Raw genomic sequence first — 16,329 nt, 5'->3', positions numbered from 1 at the left:
TGGGGCCGGTTCGTGAGAGGTTTCTGAGAAAAGCAGGACTATCGGAACGAATCGATCCGCTCCGCTCGTCTTCTGGGCGGGATGAACAAGACGATCAGGCGTGCCTCCGTCTTCACGCTGCTGCTCATACTCGCCCTGCTGATCAGGGCGACATGGGTGCAGTTCTACGACGGCCAGGCTCTCGCAGACGACGACAAGAACCGGCGCAAGACCATCGAGCAGTACGGGTATCCGCTGGGCGACATCATCGTGGGCGGAAAGGCGGTGACGGGTTCGGCGAAGACCGGCGGGTCGAGCGACCTCAAGTACAAGCGCACCTATACGGACGGCTCGCTGTACGCGGCGGTGACCGGCTACACGTCGCAGGTGTACGGCTCGACACAGCTGGAGTCGATCTACCAGGGCGTGCTCGACGGCACGGACACCCGGCTCAAGAACCCGCTGGACACGCTCACCGGCAAGCACTCCGACCCCGGCGACGTGGTCACGACCATCGACCCGGATGTGCAGAAGGCCGCGTACAGGGCGCTCGGCGACAAGAAGGGCGCGGCCGTCGCGATCGACCCGCAGACCGGGAAGGTGCTCGGCATGGTGTCGACCCCGTCGTACGACCCGTCGAAGATCAGCGGTTCCGGCTCGTCGGACGCGGCGGCGTGGAAGGCGCTGGCCGGTGACGAGGACTCGCCGACGACGAACCGGGCACTGAAGCAGGCGCTGCCGCCCGGGTCGACGTTCAAGCTGGTGGTCGCCGCGGCCGCCCTGGAGGACGGCCTGTACTCGTCGGTCGACGAGAGGACGACGTCGCCGAACCCCTATCTGCTGCCGGGCACGAGCACGTACCTGAAGAACGAGAACGCGGCGGCGCCCTGCGAGAACGCCACGATCCGCACGGCGTTGCAGTACTCCTGCAACAACGTCTTCGGGAAGATGGCCGTCGACCTGGGCCAGGACAAGGTCAAGGCGATGGCCGAGAAGTTCGGCTTCGACGACGAGAAGCTGGACATCCCGGTGCGGGCCGGCGAAAGCGTGTACCCCTCCGACATGGACAAGGCGCAGACCGCCCTGTCCGGTATCGGCCAGTTCGATGTGACGGCGACGCCGCTTCAGATGGCGATGGTCTCCGCGACGATCGCCAACGGCGGCGAGCAGGCGTCCCCGCACATGGTGTCCGAGGTGACGGACGCGGACGGCGACGCGATCAAGAGCTACGCGGACGGCGACGACACCCGCGTGGTGAGCTCCTCGACCGCCTCGCAGCTCCAGTCCGCGATGGAGACGGTGGTGTCGAAGGGCACGGGTACGAACGCGCAGATCTCCGGCGCGACGGTCGGCGGCAAGACGGGCACGGCGCAGCACGGCGAGAACAACAGCCAGACGCCGTACGCCTGGTTCACGTCGTACGCGAAGGACGACTCGACCGGCAAGGAGGTCGCCGTGGCGGTCCTCGTGGAGCAGTCCGACACCGCGCGCGCCGAGGTCGGCGGCAACAGCCTCGCGGCGCCGGTCGCGAAGGCCATGATGCAGGCCGCGCTGGACGACTGAACCTGGGCGGCTGAACGGCGTCCTCCGATATGTCCGGTATCACGGACGCCCTTCGAATCACTGTACGAAACGCTGGTACGCTCTCGCACTCCGCCGGGCCGCACAGAGTGAGGGAGGTTCCGCGTGAGCACGGTCGTGGACGATGCCGCCTCCGCCGAGTTCCATGCCTTCTTCGAACGGCATCACGCCGAACTCGCCCGTCTCGCCCACCTCCTGACGGGTGAGCCGGACGCCGCCGACGACCTCGCGGCCGACGCGCTGCTCGCGCTCTGGCACCGCTGGGACCGGGTGCGCGCGGCCGAGCATCCGGTCGCGTACGCGCGCGGTGTCGTCGCCAATCTCGCCCGGACGCGCATCCGCAGCGCGATCCGTGAGCGGCGGCGCGTGGCCCTGTTCTGGTCGGGCCGTCAGGACCGTACCGACGGGCCCGATGTGCCCGCCGTCGTCGATGTCCAGGACGCGCTGCGGGAACTGCCGTTCCGCAAGCGCGCGTGTGTGGTGCTGCGGCACGCCTTCGATCTGTCGGAGAAGGACACCGCGCTCGCCCTGGGGATCTCGGTCGGTACGGTGAAGAGCCAGACGTCGAAGGGGATGGCCGAGCTGGAGCGCAGGCTCGGCCACGAGAAGGTGAACGGGCAGGCGCCGCAGCGCGTACGGGCGGTCGGTGCGGCACTCGATGCCACGGAAGGAGGCCGGCGATGAGCGACGACCTGCGCCAGCGGCTGCGCGAGGCCGCCGACGCGCACCGGCCCGACCGGGAGCGGATGCTGGCCCGCATCGAGCGCGGCATGCACGAACAGCCCGCGGCGCGGCCCGAGCGCGGCCGGCCCGCGGTCGGCTGGGTGCGGATCGCCGGGGTGACCGCCGGGGTCGCCGGGGTGCTCGCCGTCGGCGGGTTCGCGGTCGGCGCCGCGCTGCGCCAGGACGACACCCCGCAGCAGCAGGTGGCCGTCTCGCCGACGCCCACGACCGCGCCGTCACCGGACGCCACGTCGCGCGAGCCGCGGCCCTCCGCGCCCGCGACGTCCTCCGGGAAGGCGGCCGATCCGTCGCGGACGCCGGAGCGTGCCGCCTCGTCCGGGCCCGCGGAGACGAAGCCGTCGGACGGTGCGAGTGGCGGCGCGGACCGGAAGCCGCCGGTGAGCGACACCTCCGACGGGCCGCTGTGGTCGGACGGTTCGGTCGACCCGGGGTCGAACGACTTCTGGAGCCAGAGCAACGTCACGTTCAAGACGAAGGACCCGCTGTCCGAGCTGACCGTGGAGCTGCGGATCGCGCAGACCGGGAAGGTCGCCGACACGGGCAACTGGCGCTCCCTGCCCGCCGACGACTTCACCCAGTCCGTCACCGAGAAGGACGGCTTCCTGGTGTACCGGTGGGTGCTGAAGGCCGGGCGGACGGTGCCGGCCGGGGAGAGCGTGTTCGCCGGGCAGTACGACCATGCCTCCGGCGGGCGGGACGCCTCGGACGACCGGTACTCGGTGACGGCGCGGACGACGGAGGGCCAGGAGGCTTCCGTGGGCGGGGACTTCGAGTAGGCCGCTCGCCTTCTGCGGCGTGGGTGACATTCGCGGCAACCTTTCCCTGCCGGGCGGCGACCAACGGGCATGACCAGAAGCCAACCCCCCCGTTCCCACCGCCGCCGGGTCACCCGGCGGCGGGCCGTACTCGGCGGGCTCGCCGCCTTCACGCTCACCGGGGCCGCAGTCGCCACCAGCGGGATGCTCAGCTCCGCGGGCGCCGCGTCCGCCTGGCCCGAGGCGAAGGGCACGAAGGCCGTCTCCTCGACCATCTCCGTCTCGGGCACCCTCGACGGCGGCTACAAGCGGTACTACGGCTCCGGCGACCTGGGCGGCGACGGACAGGACGAGGGCCAGGACCCGATCTTCGACCTGAAGGACGGGGCCGTCCTCAAGAACGTCATCATCGGCTCCCCCGCCGCCGACGGCGTGCACTGCGAGGGCAGTTGCACCCTCCAGAACGTCTGGTGGGAGGACGTCGGCGAGGACGCCGCCACCTTCAAGGGCAAGTCCGCCTCGTCCGTGTACACCGTGTACGGCGGCGGCGCCAAGTCGGCGTCCGACAAGGTGTTCCAGTTCAACGGCGCCGGCAAGCTCGTCGTCACCAAGTTCCAGGTGTCCAACTTCGGCAAGCTGGTGCGCAGTTGCGGCAACTGCTCGACCCAGTACAAGAACCGCACCGTCATCGTGAACGACGTCGACATCACCGCCCCCGGCAAGTCGATCGTCGGGATCAACTCGAACTACGGTGACACCGCCGCGCTGCGCAACGTCCGGATCCACGGCGACAGCAGCAAGAAGATCAAGCCGTGCGTCCGGTACCAGGGCAACAACACCGGTGCCGAGCCCAAGGAGTTGGGCAGCGGCCCCGACGGCACGTACTGCCGTTACACGGCCGCCGACCTGACGTACAACTGAGCGACCCGACCGCTGCCTGAGCCATGACCGCACAGAGTGGCGCCCCCGCCGGTGGGACCCGGCGGGGGCGCTCCGCGTTCACAACTCGCCTGTGGACGGCGTCAGTTCATGGTCGAGCCGAGCGTGGTGGAGCCGGTCGTCAGGAACGTCGTCGAGGGGAGCGAGCCGTTCGGCCGGCGGGCGCCGTACGCCGTGGTGGCGTCGGTCGACGTGAAGGCCGGGGTCGCGATGCCGCTGTCCCAGTTGTTGCCGGCGGAGACGGCCTGCGAGCCGATCTCGGCGAGTCCCGCGCCGTTCTTCGCCGCGAGGTTCTTGCCGAGGCGGGCGGCGCCGGTGGCGAAGTAGTAGCCGGACTCGGTGTTCGCGTACGCCGTGTTGCGGTTCAGCTGGATGGCGCCGGTGTTGGAGTTCTCGGTGAAGCCGTGGAGGCTGTTGTTCCAGGCCGCGTTGTCGTTGACGACGTGGGCGACGGTCGCGCCGCCGCCGCCGAGCTTGAACCCGTTGCCGTTGCCCTCGAAGGCGGAGTCGGACCAGCGGTTCTTGCCGTTGCCGTACGCCCAGGAGTGCTCGATGGTGACCGGCGACGAGAACTGCCACAGGTCCATGCCGTCGTCGGAGTTGTTCCACAGGCGGGCGCCGGTGACCTTGTTGCCGGTGCCGGAGCCGAACTTCACGGCGAGGCCGTCGGCGTTCTGGCCGTGGCCCGCCGGGTCGTAGTTGCCGTAGCTGTCCAGGTTCTGGATGAGGTTGTTCGTGGTGCCGTCGCCGCGCAGGGTGAAGCCCGAGTCTCCGTTGTTCGCGGTGACGAGGTTCTTGAAGATGCCGCCGGCCGACGACGTGGCGACGAAGCCCTGGGCGGGCGAGTTCTGCCAGGTGATGTTCCGGACGGTCCAGTAGTCGCCGTAGACGCCGGCGAGCCAGGAGCCGTCGGGCAGTTTCGAGCCGTCGATCCGTACCCTTTCGCTGCCGTACGCGGCGAGCGTGATCCGGGCCGAACTCGTGCCGTTCGCCGTGGACTTGAGGGTGGCGGCCGGGTAGTAGGTGCCGCCGCGGACCTGGATGGTGGTGCCGGCCGAGGCGTTCTTCACGGCCGTCTCCAGCTGGGCCGTGGACGAGACCGTGACCGTGGTGGCCGCGTCCGCGTCGCCCGGCTGGAGGCCGAGATACACGCCGCCCGCGCCGGCCGCGACCGCGACGGCGATCGCGATCGGGACCGCGCGGGTGCGGCGGTGACGTGCAGTGGTGCGCACGGAAGGGGTCCTTTCCTGGGGGATCTTGCACCCGTAGGTGGTCGCCGCCCGGGGGAAAGGTTGCCGTGACCCGGGATCGCCCAGGTCAGCCCGGTCAGCTCACGTAGTACGTGGGGTTCGGGAGCTTGTACGTCCTGTCGGCGTAGCCGCCCTCGAGGTCGGAGTACTGGTCGCCGAAGTTGCCGACGATGTCGTAGCCCTGGTCCTCGATGTGCTTGCGGGTGCCCGACTTGTACTGAACCGTGGTGCAGTTCCAGGCGGCCGCGGTGGCGCACTCGCTCAGGTACGCGGGCGGGTTCGCGGTGTCCTTCAGGAAGACGTGGTCGGCGTCGAGGTTGACGTCGACGCCGACCTTCTTCAGGTTCTCCACGGCGGAGGCGCGCTGCGTCTCCTTGAGCCCGGAGTTGTAGAAGACCTCGACGCCCTTGCTCGTGGCGTACTTGATGAGGTCGGGCGTGCCGGGCACGGCCGGGCGGTTGGCCTGGGCGACGTAGGCAGCCCAACTGGCGCTGTTGTAGACGTAGTTGGTCTTGATCTCGTAGTCGAGGCTGAGCAGCAGCGTGTCGTCGATGTCGAAGACGACGGCGGGCTTCTCGCCGTGCGCCTTCGCCTTCTTGACCGCCTTGTCGATGTCCTTCCTGGCGCCGGCCTCGATCCGGGCCAGGTCGTCGGCGTAGGCGCTGTCGGCCGAGGCCTGCCAGACGCCGTCGGCGTCCTGGGAGGCGCCGTAGTAGGACTTGATCTCGCTCACGAGCAGGCCGATGTTGTGCGGTTCGGCCGTCGTGTGCCCGGTGGTGCGGTCGGCGCTCGCGACGCCGGTGCCGTAGACGGCGGCGCCGGCCAGGGCGCAGGCGGCGGCTACGCCCACGACTCTGGTGGTCTTGCGGAGGGTCGGCATACGTACTCCCGTAGCTGGATGAGGGATCGGGGGGGTGGATCTCGTGCAGGTGGAGGCATGTCTACGCGCATCACACGCGGTCCCGCGACACCCTTTACCCGATCGATATCGGACCGGCGGGATTCATGGCCATTGCCCAGGTCTGAACCGGGCTTGACCAGGTGTTGAACCCGGGCCCATAGGCTCAGCAGGCACACCTGCGCACCTCCTGCGCACCTCTACGTTCAAGGACAGACCGCCGTGAGACCCTCCCCCGTGATCCTGGGCGCCTTCCTGGTCGGCGGGCTCGTCGCGCTCTGGACCGGGATGAACTGGGCCCTCGACATCCGCGGCATCGCCACCCGCCGCGGCAACCGGGCCACCGGCCTCGACGCGTCGGGCAACCTGCTGGCCAGGCCCGGGTATCTGCGGGTCCTGGGCGCGGTGATGGCGCTGGCCGGGGTGTTGCTGATCGTGGTGACGTACGTGCTGTGGCAGTTGGGCTGAGCGGCGGCGCGAACTGCCCGGCCCACCGAGGTCGGCGGGCCGGGCAGGCGGGGCGACGGGGCGGGGTCAGTTCATCGTCGCGCCGATCGTCGTCGATCCCGTCGTGAGGAACGTCGTCGCGGGCAGCGTGCCGGACGAGGAGCGGGCGTTGTACGTCGACGACGCGTCCGTGGAGATGAAGGCCGGGGTCGCGATGCCGGAGTCCCAGTTGTTGCCGGACGAGGTGACCGAGGAGCCCTTGGAGACGGCTGCCGAGCCGTTGCGCACGGCGAGGTTCTTGCCGAGCTTGGCCGAGCTGGTCGCGAAGTAGTAGCCGTACTTGCCGTTCGCGTAGGCCGTGGTGCGGTTGATGACGAGGGCGCCCTTGTTGGAGTTCTCGGTGAAGCCGTTGCCGGCGTCGTCCCAGGCGGCCGAGTTGTTGACGACGTGGGCGACGACCTCGCCGTCGCCGCCCAGCTTGTAGCCGTTGCCGTCGCCCGCGAAGGCCGAGTCGGACCAGCGGTTCCTGCCGTTGCCGAAGGACCAGGTGTGCTCGATGGTGACGGGCGAGGAGAAGGACCAGAGGTCGATGCCGTCGTCGGAGTTGTTGTAGAGGCGGGCGCCGGTGATCAGGTTGCCGCTGCCGGAGCCGAACTTCACGGCGACGCCGTCGGCGTTCTCGCCGTGGTTCGCGGCGTCGTAGTTGCCGTAGCTGTCGATGTTCTTGACGGTGTTGTTCACCGTGCCGTCGCCGGTGAGCGTGAAGCCGGAGTCGCCGCCGTTGACGGTCTTGATGTTGTTCCAGTAGGTGCCCGTGCAGGACTGGCAGACGACGGCGCTGTCCGGGGAGTTCTGGAAGGTGATGTTCGAGACGTTCCAGTAGTCGGCGGTCAGCTTGAGGATCCAGTCGCCGGAGGGCAGCGACGAGCCGTCGATCTTCACCGTCTCGCTGCCGTACGCGGTGAGCGTGACGGGCGACGAGGAGGTCCCGTTGGCCGTCGACTGGAGGGTCTCGGTCGGGTAGTAGGTGCCGCCGCGCACCTGGATGACGGTGCCGGCGGAGGCACTGGAGAGCGCCGCGTCGAGTTCGGCGGTGGTGTCGACGACGACCGTGGCCGCGTGTGCCTGCGCGGGCAGGACGATCACGGCGGCCGCGGCGGCGACGGCGGTGGACAGGGCGAGGCGAGCGGTACGACGAAGCATGACGTGCGGGGGCCTTTCGTCGGAAGGAGAGGGGGCTACGCGGCGGGGTGCGGGCCCGCGTGGTGGCGGACGTGGCTCTGTACGGCCGCGGCCGTGGGGAGCGGCCGGTAGGTGTAGCCGGGGGCCGTGGCCGGGTCCCAGCCGGTGTCGGAGGTGTAGGCGGTGCCGATCGACTCGGCTGCCTGGGCGTCGAGTCGGGCCGGGCTGCCGTCGATCCAGGAGCCCTTGTCGTGGAAGGCGGTGCCGCCCAGCGCGCCCACCACGGTCGGGCTGCCGGAGCCGGTCCCGTAGCCGCTGTGCTCGTACGCGAAGACGTTCTTCTCGCTGACGATCGCCGACTCCAGGCCGACGCCGAGCGCGTACAGGGGGCGGGCGCCGGTGTAGAGGTTGTTGTAGGCGTGGACCTGGCCGAAGCGGACGCGTGGGGCGCGCTGCACGATGTCGTGGAACCAGTTCCGGGCGAAGGTGATCTTCAGCTTGCCGTGGTCGCGGTCACCGCGGCCGTCGCCGGAGCCGATGAGCAGCGCCTTGTCGTGGTCGGTGAACCGGGAGTCGGCGACGGTGATGAAGTTCGAGCCGTCCTCGATGTCGAGGAGCCCGTCGTGCCGCTGGACGGGTTTGCCGTGGAAGCCGACGGGGGCCCGGGAGTCGGGGAAGCGGCCGTCGGTGAACGTGCAGTGCTCGATGAGGATGCGGCTGCCGGTGATGACGGTCATGGCGTCGAAGCGGGCGTTCCAGTTGCCGCTGTCGCCGTCGTCGGGGGACCAGGTGGTGAAGTGGTCGACGGGCGCCTCCAGTCGGAGGTCGCGGACGATGATGTTGCTGCCGGTGTTGACCGTCAGGAAGACGCCGAGGAGACGGGCGTGCTCGCCGGTGCCCTCCAGGGTGGTGTTGCTGGGGACGGTCAGCTGGATCTGGAGTTTCTGCCTGTTCGAGCCGGTCTGGCGCAGGGTGCGCTGCTGCTTGCAGTAGTCGTGGCGGGTGTCGGACCACGTGGTGCCGTCCGGGCCGAAGCAGGCCATGTACTTGGTGCGGTCGTAGCCGGGCGCGTAGTCCTGCTCGCCGAGGAGCCGGCCGCTGCCGTCGTCGGCCTCGGCGCCGTCGATGTCGACGGCGACCCTGATCACCTTGGGTGCGGTGGGGTCGCCGTGGTTGGCGAGGGCTTCCTTGAGTTCGGCGCGGGTGCGCACGGTCCAGACGGAGGCCGGGTCCGCGCCCGCGCCGCCGGTGACGGTGCCCCCGTCGGCGCCCGCCCAGCCTTCGACGCCCGGTGGGGGCGCGGAGGCCTGGGCGGGAACGGCGGCGGCACCGCAGCCGAGGAGAGCGGCCCAGGCGAGGGCGACGAGGGTGGTGCCGGTCGTACGACGAAACATGACGTGCGGGTCCTTTCGTCGGTGGGGGGTTCGTGCGGCGTTACATCACGTCGTCCAGCCAGGCGAGAACCGCGTCCTGCATGTGGCCGGTGAAGACATGGCCGAGGCCGGGCCAGGTCTCGGTGCGCAGCCGGTCGCCGGCGTGCCGGGAGCGCCAGACGGTCCGCATCCGGCCGTACGCCGCCTCGACGCCCTCGGCGCTGAAGAGGGTGTCGTCGGCGCCGCCGAGGAAGTACATCGGGCGGGGTGCGGCGATGCTCGCGACGTCGGGGATGTCGAGGTGGCGGGCGAGTCCGGGGTGGAGCATGTAGTAGGCGGAGTGGCCGCGCAGGGCGTTGCTGCCGGGCACCATCATTTCTTTGAGGCCGGTCATCCAGCTGACGCTGACGGCGGCGGCGACGTGGTCGCTCAGGGCCGCGGTCTGCCAGGCGCGGTAGCCGCCCATGGAGAAGCCGGCGGCGGCGATCCGTGCCGGGTCGACGCGGTCGAGTCCGGCGAGGAAGCCGGCGGCGCGGGCGTCCTCGCGGGCCATGAGCCCGGCGAGCGAGGAACCGAGGTGGTAGAAAGTGCCGGCCAGGGCCTGCTGTTGCTCGTAGGCGACGGGCCCGCGGTCGCCCCAGCCGAGCGCGTCGAGGCAGAGCACGACATAGCCGCGCCGGGCGAGTTCGTCGCCGACGAACCGTCCGCCGAGCAGGTCGTCCGCCCAGGCCTGCGCGGGGGCGAGACGCGTGTCGTCGTACCAGGGCCGGACGCACTTCTCCTTGCCGATGTCGAACATGCCGCCGTGGTCGTGCAGGAGGAGCACCGCGGGGAAGGGTCCCGGGCCTTCGGGGGTGAGCAGCGCGCCGCGCACCCGCTCGTACCGGGTGAGCGAGACGGTCACCAACTCCCGCCGGTAGCCGGGCCCTTGGGAGGTGGCGCGGTACGTCGGCGCGTACGGAACGTCGTCCTGGCCGTCGACGAGAAGGAGGTCCTCGACCTGGGCGCGGGCGGCGCGGCGCCACTGCGTGAAGTCACGGATCGGGGAGCTTCCCCAGGCGAGCGGGAAGTCCAGCTCCTTCTTGAGGAGTTGGTGGACGCCGCTCAGCTCACACATCGGGCCGCCAGTCGCCGAGGTAGGCCGCGCGGGTGTGCTCGGCGGCCTGCGCGGGGGTGAGCTGCGGCCGGTTCTCGGGAACGGGCATCACCGCGCCCGGACCGGAGTTGGCGTGTTCGGCGAACCGCATGGTCTGCCACGGATAGGCGTCGCGCATGTTCGTGTACGGGGCGACCGGGTCGATACCGGGGCCGAGCCAGGAGTCCCGTACGACGAGTGCGGGCCGGGCCGTCGTCTCGTACGAGGGGACCCAGGGGCGGGCCAGTTTGTACGCGCCGTCCTCGGCGCCGGAGGTGAACCGGCAGCGCACGGCGAGGAATCCGTGCGGGTTGGCGCGGGCGGTGGCCGGGGCGAAGACCATGCCCTTGGGGGTGAAGTCGACGTCGCGGGCGAGGGTGCGGAAGTGGCAGCGCTCGAAGACGGACGTGCCGCGCCCGAAGACGAAGTCGACGTCGCCTTCGACGTAGCAGTTGCGGAAGTACTGCCGGTCGAAGGCGGTGAGGGCGGTGGTGTCGGCGAACAGGGTGTCCTGGTGGCCGAGCAGGCGCACCCCGTCGAAGAGGGTCCGGTCCCCCGTCACGTACGCGGCGACGGCCTGGGTGCCGGTGATCTCGGGGTGGTCGGCGCGCAGCCAGTCGTTGGCGAGGGTGAGGCCGCGGACGGTGAGGCCGGGGGCGGCGGAGGTGAAGGTGGCGGACCCGGCGGTGCCGTAGGTGCCCGAACCGTCGGGCTTCCGCGTGCCGTTGGCGTTGTCGTACACGATGACGGCGGCACGCGGGTTCTGGCCCTCGACGCCGCGGATCGTCAAGTCGGCTGTGGTGGGCGCTACTTGGACGAGCTCACGGTAGACACCCGGGTGCACGACGATCGTCTGTCCGGGCCCGTCGACGGCGTCGACCGCGGCCTGCACCGAGTCGCCGGGGCGGACGTGGCGGGTGCGCGGGCGGGCCGGAGCCGCGGCGAGACTCGTGGCGGCCAGCACTCCCCCGGCGGCCGTCAGCAGCGTGCGGCGGCGCATCACGGCGTCACCTCGCCCGGCGTCCAGTCACCGAGGTACGCCGTACGGGTGGCCACCTTGGCTTCGGTGCGCGTCAGTTGGGGCCGGTTCGCGGGGTCGGTGAGCGCGGCGCCCGGTCCCGTGTTGCGATACTCGGCGAACCGCTGGTTCTGCCAGGGGAAGCTGTCCGACATGTTCGTGTAGGGCGCGACGGCGTCGATCCCGGCGCCGAGGTGCGTGTCGCGGACGACGAGCGAGGGCCGGGCCGTCGTGTCGGAGCTCGGCACCCACGGGCGGGCCAGCTTGTAGTACGCGTCGGGGGCGGCGCTGGTGACACGGGAGCGGGAGACGAGGTAGCCGCGCGGGTTGGCGCCGGCCGTCGACGGCGCGAACACGAAGCCGTACGGGGCCGCGGCCAGGTCGGTGCGGTCCAGGGTCCGGAAGTGGCAGTGCTCGAAGACGGCGGTGGCCCGGCCGAAGACGAAGTCGACGTCGCCCTCGACGTAACAGTCGCGGAAGTACTGGCGGGCGAAGGCGGTCAGCGCCATCGAGTCGGCGTACAGGGTGTCCTGGTGCCCGAGGAACCGGCACCGGAAGAACGCCGAACGGTCGCCCTGCACCTTGATCGCGACGGCCTGCGTGCCGCTGGTCCCCGGGTGGTCGGCGCGGAGCCAGTCGTTGGCGAACGTGATCGCGTGCGCGGTGAACCCGGCGGCCTGCACGGTGGTCGTGGCCGAGCCGGTGGTGCCGTAGGTGCCCGAACCGTCGGGCTTCGGGGTCCCGGCGGCGTTGTCGTACACGATGACGACGTCCTCGGGCCGGCCGGTCGCGCCGATCCAGGTCATGTCGGTGCGGGCGACGCTGACGGCGGTGGTCTCGCGGTAGACGCCGGGGGCGATGACGAGGGTGTGGCCGGGGCCGTTCGCGGCGGTGACGGCGGCCTGGACGGTGGTGTGGTCGCCGGCGCCGCTCGGGTCGACGTAGAGGGTGCGGTCGGTGAGGCGGGCTCGGGGTGACCCGTATCGGCCGAAGGGGCGGTTGCCTCCGGCGTGGGCGGGGATGGTGCCGAGGCCCAGGGCGAGTGCGGTGCCGGCGCTGGCCGCGAGGAACTGGCGTCTGGCTGGGGGCATGGGGGTGCGGCTCCTTCTTGTGCGGGTGGGCGGCTATGGGGGTGGGCGGTGCGTTTCGTTGCCGGGTGCGGGTTCGGTGGGGGCTGGTCGCGCCCCGCGGCGGAGCCGCTGATCGATACAGCCCCGCGCCCCTGAAATGCCTGCGCTTCGCGCGCATTTCGCCGAGAGATGCGGAGCATCTCTGGGGGCGCGGGGAACTGCGCGACCAGCCACGACGAGAGCCGCACCCGGCAACGAACCACCCCTCAGCGGAGCTGAGCCGCCCCGGCGCCCCGCGCCACGATCGGGCCCACCGCCTTGGCCGGGTCGACGCGGAGCCGAAGCTCGGGCGTCCACCCGGCATCGCTCCGCACCGGCGCACTCGCGTGGGCCGCGTTGTACGCCGCGATGATGTCGGTCGCGACGCCGTTGACGACGTTGCCCTTGGCCGTCATCGGGTAGTCGCTCCACCGGTGCAGGATCGCGCCCGCGCCGATGCCCTCCGGTAGCGTGAACGAGTTCTTCTCCGCGACGAGTCGGGACTTGAAGCCGATGCCGAAGGAGTAGGAGTAGTCGGCGTTCCCGACGTAGGAGTTGTTGTACGCGTCGACCTGTCCGAACCGCACGCGCGGCGCCCGCTCGACGAGGTTCTTGAACAGGTTGTGGTGCAGGGTGACGCGCAGCTTGCCCTCGTCCGTGGCGCCGGCGCTGTCACTGTTGCCGATCATGAGGGTCTTGTCGTGGTCCTCGAAGACGTTCCAGGACGCGGTGACGTAGTCGGCGCCCTTGACCACGTCCAGCTCGCCGTCGTGCTGCTGGTAGATCCGCCCGAAGTACGACGGCAGTGTCGAGTCCGGGTGCGCGCCGTCGGTGAACGTGTTGTGGTCGAGCCACACGTGCGTGGAGCCGTACACCACGGCCGCGTCGTACTCGGAGTTCCAGTTGCCGGTGTCGCCGTCGGTCGGGTCCCACTCCGGGAAGCAGTCGAGCGGGGACTCCATCGTGAGGCCGCGGACGATGACGTTGTCGACGCCGGTGATCTGGAGGCTGCCGCCGACGATCCCGGGGTTCTTGCCGACACCGATGAGGGTGGTGTTGGCGGGGACGGCGGCCTTGATGGCCTTGGCCTGGGCGCCGGCGGAGAGGTTGCGCAGGTACTCCTGGGTGCCGACGGTCTTCTTCTCGTCGTCCAGGTTCTTCTCGTAGCCCCAGACCGCCGGGTCGTACGCGGCGAGGTACTTGTCGAAGTCGTAGCCGTCGACGGCGAATTCGTCGCAGGTCGCGCCGTCCCCGTCGAGCGTGCCCTTCACCTTGATGATCTTCGGCGCGGAGCCGCCGTCGGCGAAGGCGGCCTTCAGTTCGGCCCAGGTGGTGACGGTGTAGACGTGCGCGGCGTCGGCGGCGGCGCCGCCCGTGGTGCCGGTGGTCGCCGACGCCCAGCCGTCGCCCGCGGCCAGCGTCTGCCGGGCGGTGTCCCGGACGTGCGCCTGCGCGGCGCCCGTGGTGGTGACGGCGAGGACGAGCGCGGTGCAGCCGACGAGCCCGGCTATGACGCGCCCATGACATTTCTGTGTCTTCACTGTACGGCTCCTCAAGCGGGTGAACTCGTAAGGGAGGAAAGAGGGTTCAGGCGGGGGTCGTGCCGGGGAGCCACGTCAGCCGGGACGTCCACACCTCGGCCAGCTCGTCGATCTCGTCGCCGAGCCGGCGTACGTCACGGGCCGGGAGCACGCGCGTACGGAGCAGCTCGGAGGCGACGAGCCGGGCCACGGCGATGGCGCCGGGCGGGTTCGCGTGGGTGTTGTCCTGCTCGGTGGCGGTCCAGTTGAAGTAGACCTTCGTCTCCTCGACGCCGAGCTTCTGCCACAGCGCGAGGGACAGCGCCTGGATGTCGAGCAGCGCGACGCCCTCCTCCTCGGCGAGGGCGCGCATCGCCGCCGGGTAGTCGCCGTGGGTCGGCAGGGCGTTGCCGCTCGCGTCGAACTTTCTGCGTTCGACGGGGGTGGCGAGGACCGGGCGGGCGCCCTTGGCGCGGGCCCCGTCGATGTAGAGCCGCAGACAGTCCTGGTACGTGGACCATGGCTCGGTGTAGCGGGTGGGGTCGGCGCTCTTCTCGTCGTTGTGCGCGAACTGGATGAGCAGCAGGTCGCCGGGGCGGATCGCGGCGAGGATCGCGTCGAGGCGGCCCTGGTCGACGAAGCTCTTCGAACTGCGGCCGTTGACCGCGTGGTTGGCGACGGCGGCGCGGTCGGCGAGGAAGAACGGCAGGGCCATGCCCCAGCCGGTCTCGGGCTTGGCGTCGACGTACTTCTGGGCGGCGGTGGAGTCGCCCGCGATGAACAGGGTGCGCCGGTCGGTGCGGCCGCCGGCCGCGGCGGCCGGGCTCACGCCCGCCGCTGCGAGCGGCACGGCGGCGAGCGCGGCGAGGCTTGCGAGGGTGGCTCTTCTGGTGGTCGACACGTCGGTGTGCCGTCCTTTCATGAACGGGAACGCGTGCAACGGGACGCGTGCGAGGGAACGCGTGCAACGGGAGCGCGTGAGGTGCACAGGGGGCGGGGCCCTCCCCTCGAAAGCCCCGCCCCGGTTCGAGGGGCCCTCGGGCCACTACTTCTTCTTCTGCTCGTCCCACTCGGCCTGCGCCTTGTTGAAGGCGTCGGCCGTCTTGTCGAGGAAGTCCTTGGCGCTGGTCTTGCCGAGGAGCACCTTCTGGAACTCCGGCTCGGCGTCGGTCTTCGTGATCGTGTTCCAGTCCGGCAGGTAGTACGGGAGCTGGACGATCGTGGTCGAGCCGTCGTTGAGGGCCGCGGCGGCGAGCTTGGTCGGCTCGGCCTTGGCGACCCAGGCGTCCTTGGCGGCCTCGGTGTTGGCGGGGATCGAGCCGGCCGACTCGTTCCACTTGGAGTTGGCCTCGTGCGAGGCGGCGTACTCGACGAACTTCCAGGCGGCGTCCTTGTTCTTGGAGGCCTTGAAGATGCCGACGCCGTCCACCGGGTTGGAGACCTGGACGCGCTTGCCGCCGGGGCCGGTCGGCTGCGGGATGCCGCGGAACTTGTCCGCGCCGAGCGCCTTCACGTGGTCCTGGTAGGAGCCCAGGTTGTGGTTGAGCATGCCGATGGTGCCCGAGTCCCACTGGGCGACCATCTTGGTGAAGTCGTTGTTGAGGTCGGCCGACGGCGTGACCTTCTTGTACAGGGCCGCGTACTTCTCCAGGGCGGCGACGTTCTTGGCGTCGTTGAGGGTCGTCTTCTTGCCCGACGCGTCCCAGAACGAGGTGATGCCCGACTGCCCGTACATCGCGTCGAGGGCCTGCGCGACCGAGCCCGCGCCGCCGCGGATCGTGTAGCCGAACTCGTTCTTCTTGGCGTTCGTCAGCTTGTCGGCGGCCTTGTAGAACGCGTCCCAGGTGATCGGCTCGGGCAGGTTCGCCTTCTTGAACAGGTCCGTGCGGTAGTACAGCGTGCCGTTGTTGGCGGAGGTCGGGATCGTGTACATCTCGTCGCCGCCGCCGGCCGCGGCCTTCACCGACTCGACGAAGCCCTCGTTGAGCTTGCCCTTGAGCGGGGACTTCTCGTAACGCGACGTCAGCGGCTCCAGGCCGTTCTGGAGGTTGAGCGCGGAGACCATGGTGGTGCCGACGCCGCCGACGTCCGGCAGGCCGCCGCCCTGGAGGGCGGTCTCGACCTTCGACTGGTACTCGGTGGCGGAGACGCCGACGTACTCGACGTCGATGTCCGGGTTCGCCTTCTCGAAGTCGGCGATGATCTCCTTCCAGACGGCGGTGCGGACACCGCCGTTGTTGTCCCAGAAGACGATCTTGCCCTTGCCGGAGCCCTCGCCGCCCTTCTCGCCACCCGACGAAGAGCCGTCGTCACCGCAGGCGGTCGCGGTCAGGGCCAGTGCGGACACCAGGGAGATCGCCGCGACGAGACGGCGGCTGCGCTGCTTGTTCATGATGGTC

Annotated in this window: 15 protein-coding genes; 5 read left to right on the top strand and 10 right to left on the bottom strand. The window is 70.4% G+C overall.

Features of this window, described 5'->3' with window-relative positions; translation table 11 throughout:
• Positions 1 to 81 precede the first annotated feature (81 nt).
• From AB0L37_RS23995 to AB0L37_RS23980, 4 genes are all read left to right on the top strand, one after another.
• A complete protein-coding gene (locus AB0L37_RS23995; RefSeq protein WP_365508966.1) occupies positions 82 to 1,542 on the top strand; it encodes a penicillin-binding transpeptidase domain-containing protein in 1,461 nt (486 codons plus the stop codon).
• Positions 1,543 to 1,665: 123 nt separating this feature from the next.
• On the top strand, positions 1,666 to 2,244 hold the full coding sequence (locus AB0L37_RS23990) for a SigE family RNA polymerase sigma factor (protein ID WP_365508963.1): 579 nt from the start codon (positions 1,666 to 1,668) through the stop codon (positions 2,242 to 2,244).
• Positions 2,241 to 3,080 (top strand): hypothetical protein, encoded by an 840-nt coding sequence (locus tag AB0L37_RS23985; RefSeq protein WP_365508960.1) that lies wholly within the window; start codon positions 2,241 to 2,243, stop codon positions 3,078 to 3,080. Before AB0L37_RS23990 ends, AB0L37_RS23985 begins: the two co-directional genes overlap by 4 nt.
• Positions 3,081 to 3,149: 69 nt before the next feature.
• The gene (locus AB0L37_RS23980; RefSeq protein ID WP_365508958.1) at positions 3,150 to 3,980 is read left to right on the top strand and encodes a pectate lyase; all 831 of its coding nucleotides are present in this window, start codon (positions 3,150 to 3,152) and stop codon (positions 3,978 to 3,980) included.
• 101 nt (positions 3,981 to 4,081) lie between these two features.
• Here AB0L37_RS23980 and AB0L37_RS23975 read toward each other — a convergent pair whose 3' ends face one another.
• On the bottom strand, positions 4,082 to 5,230 hold the full coding sequence (locus AB0L37_RS23975) for a right-handed parallel beta-helix repeat-containing protein (RefSeq protein WP_365508955.1): 1,149 nt from the start codon (positions 5,228 to 5,230) through the stop codon (positions 4,082 to 4,084).
• A gap of 94 nt (positions 5,231 to 5,324) precedes the next feature.
• On the bottom strand, positions 5,325 to 6,128 hold the full coding sequence (locus tag AB0L37_RS23970; RefSeq protein WP_365508952.1) for an HAD family acid phosphatase: 804 nt from the start codon (positions 6,126 to 6,128) through the stop codon (positions 5,325 to 5,327).
• Between the two features lie 240 nt (positions 6,129 to 6,368).
• Between AB0L37_RS23970 and AB0L37_RS23965 the strand changes: the two genes are divergently transcribed.
• A complete protein-coding gene (locus tag AB0L37_RS23965; protein ID WP_365508949.1) occupies positions 6,369 to 6,614 on the top strand; it encodes a hypothetical protein in 246 nt (81 codons plus the stop codon).
• Between the two features lie 66 nt (positions 6,615 to 6,680).
• Here AB0L37_RS23965 and AB0L37_RS23960 read toward each other — a convergent pair whose 3' ends face one another.
• The 8 genes from AB0L37_RS23960 to AB0L37_RS23925 form a co-directional block, all read right to left on the bottom strand.
• Positions 6,681 to 7,796 carry a pectate lyase gene (locus AB0L37_RS23960; protein WP_365508946.1) on the bottom strand — a complete coding sequence of 372 codons (1,116 nt, stop codon included), beginning with the start codon at positions 7,794 to 7,796 and terminating at the stop codon, positions 6,681 to 6,683.
• A 35-nt stretch (positions 7,797 to 7,831) separates the two neighbouring features.
• Positions 7,832 to 9,169, bottom strand: a complete 1,338-nt coding sequence (locus tag AB0L37_RS23955) for a pectate lyase (RefSeq protein ID WP_365508943.1) — start codon at positions 9,167 to 9,169, stop codon at positions 7,832 to 7,834.
• 40 nt (positions 9,170 to 9,209) lie between these two features.
• Entirely contained in the window at positions 9,210 to 10,265 is a 1,056-nt protein-coding gene (locus AB0L37_RS23950) for a dienelactone hydrolase family protein (RefSeq protein WP_365508940.1), read from the bottom strand.
• Positions 10,258 to 11,283, bottom strand: coding sequence for a pectinesterase family protein (locus tag AB0L37_RS23945; RefSeq protein WP_365508937.1), 1,026 nt, complete (start codon positions 11,281 to 11,283; stop codon positions 10,258 to 10,260). Before AB0L37_RS23945 ends, AB0L37_RS23950 begins: the two co-directional genes overlap by 8 nt.
• Positions 11,283 to 12,392: a pectinesterase family protein gene (locus AB0L37_RS23940; protein ID WP_365508934.1), complete on the bottom strand. Its 1,110-nt coding sequence runs from the start codon at positions 12,390 to 12,392 to the stop codon at positions 11,283 to 11,285. The genes AB0L37_RS23945 and AB0L37_RS23940 overlap by 1 nt, the downstream gene beginning before the upstream one ends.
• 245 nt (positions 12,393 to 12,637) lie before the next feature.
• Positions 12,638 to 13,951, bottom strand: a complete 1,314-nt coding sequence (locus AB0L37_RS23935; protein ID WP_365508931.1) for a polysaccharide lyase family 1 protein — start codon at positions 13,949 to 13,951, stop codon at positions 12,638 to 12,640.
• A 46-nt stretch (positions 13,952 to 13,997) separates the two neighbouring features.
• Entirely contained in the window at positions 13,998 to 14,831 is an 834-nt protein-coding gene (locus AB0L37_RS23930) for a rhamnogalacturonan acetylesterase (RefSeq protein ID WP_365508928.1), read from the bottom strand.
• Between the two features lie 144 nt (positions 14,832 to 14,975).
• Positions 14,976 to 16,322, bottom strand: coding sequence for a sugar ABC transporter substrate-binding protein (locus AB0L37_RS23925; RefSeq protein ID WP_365508925.1), 1,347 nt, complete (start codon positions 16,320 to 16,322; stop codon positions 14,976 to 14,978).
• Between the last annotated feature and the right edge of the window lie 7 nt (positions 16,323 to 16,329).

Origin of the sequence: Streptomyces sp. NPDC052225, from assembly GCF_040679615.1 — a bacterium.
GTDB lineage: Bacteria > Actinomycetota > Actinomycetes > Streptomycetales > Streptomycetaceae > Streptomyces.
Note: the sequence above shows the minus strand (reverse complement) of the source record. Positions and strands in the feature narration are given on the sequence as shown.

Bases quoted from the DNA above. Each gene is read 5' to 3' on its own strand.
- AB0L37_RS23995 (WP_365508966.1), top strand. From the start codon at position 82: ATGAACAAGACGATCAGGCGTGCCTCCGTCTTCACGCTGCTGCTCATA.
- AB0L37_RS23985 (WP_365508960.1), top strand. From the start codon at position 2,241: ATGAGCGACGACCTGCGCCAGCGGCTGCGCGAGGCCGCCGACGCGCAC.
- AB0L37_RS23980 (WP_365508958.1), top strand. From the start codon at position 3,150: ATGACCAGAAGCCAACCCCCCCGTTCCCACCGCCGCCGGGTCACCCGG.
- AB0L37_RS23970 (WP_365508952.1), bottom strand. From the start codon at position 6,128: ATGCCGACCCTCCGCAAGACCACCAGAGTCGTGGGCGTAGCCGCCGCC.
- AB0L37_RS23960 (WP_365508946.1), bottom strand. From the start codon at position 7,796: ATGCTTCGTCGTACCGCTCGCCTCGCCCTGTCCACCGCCGTCGCCGCC.
- AB0L37_RS23955 (WP_365508943.1), bottom strand. From the start codon at position 9,169: ATGTTTCGTCGTACGACCGGCACCACCCTCGTCGCCCTCGCCTGGGCC.
- AB0L37_RS23950 (WP_365508940.1), bottom strand. From the start codon at position 10,265: ATGTGTGAGCTGAGCGGCGTCCACCAACTCCTCAAGAAGGAGCTGGAC.
- AB0L37_RS23945 (WP_365508937.1), bottom strand. From the start codon at position 11,283: ATGCGCCGCCGCACGCTGCTGACGGCCGCCGGGGGAGTGCTGGCCGCC.
- AB0L37_RS23940 (WP_365508934.1), bottom strand. From the start codon at position 12,392: ATGCCCCCAGCCAGACGCCAGTTCCTCGCGGCCAGCGCCGGCACCGCA.
- AB0L37_RS23925 (WP_365508925.1), bottom strand. From the start codon at position 16,322: ATGAACAAGCAGCGCAGCCGCCGTCTCGTCGCGGCGATCTCCCTGGTG.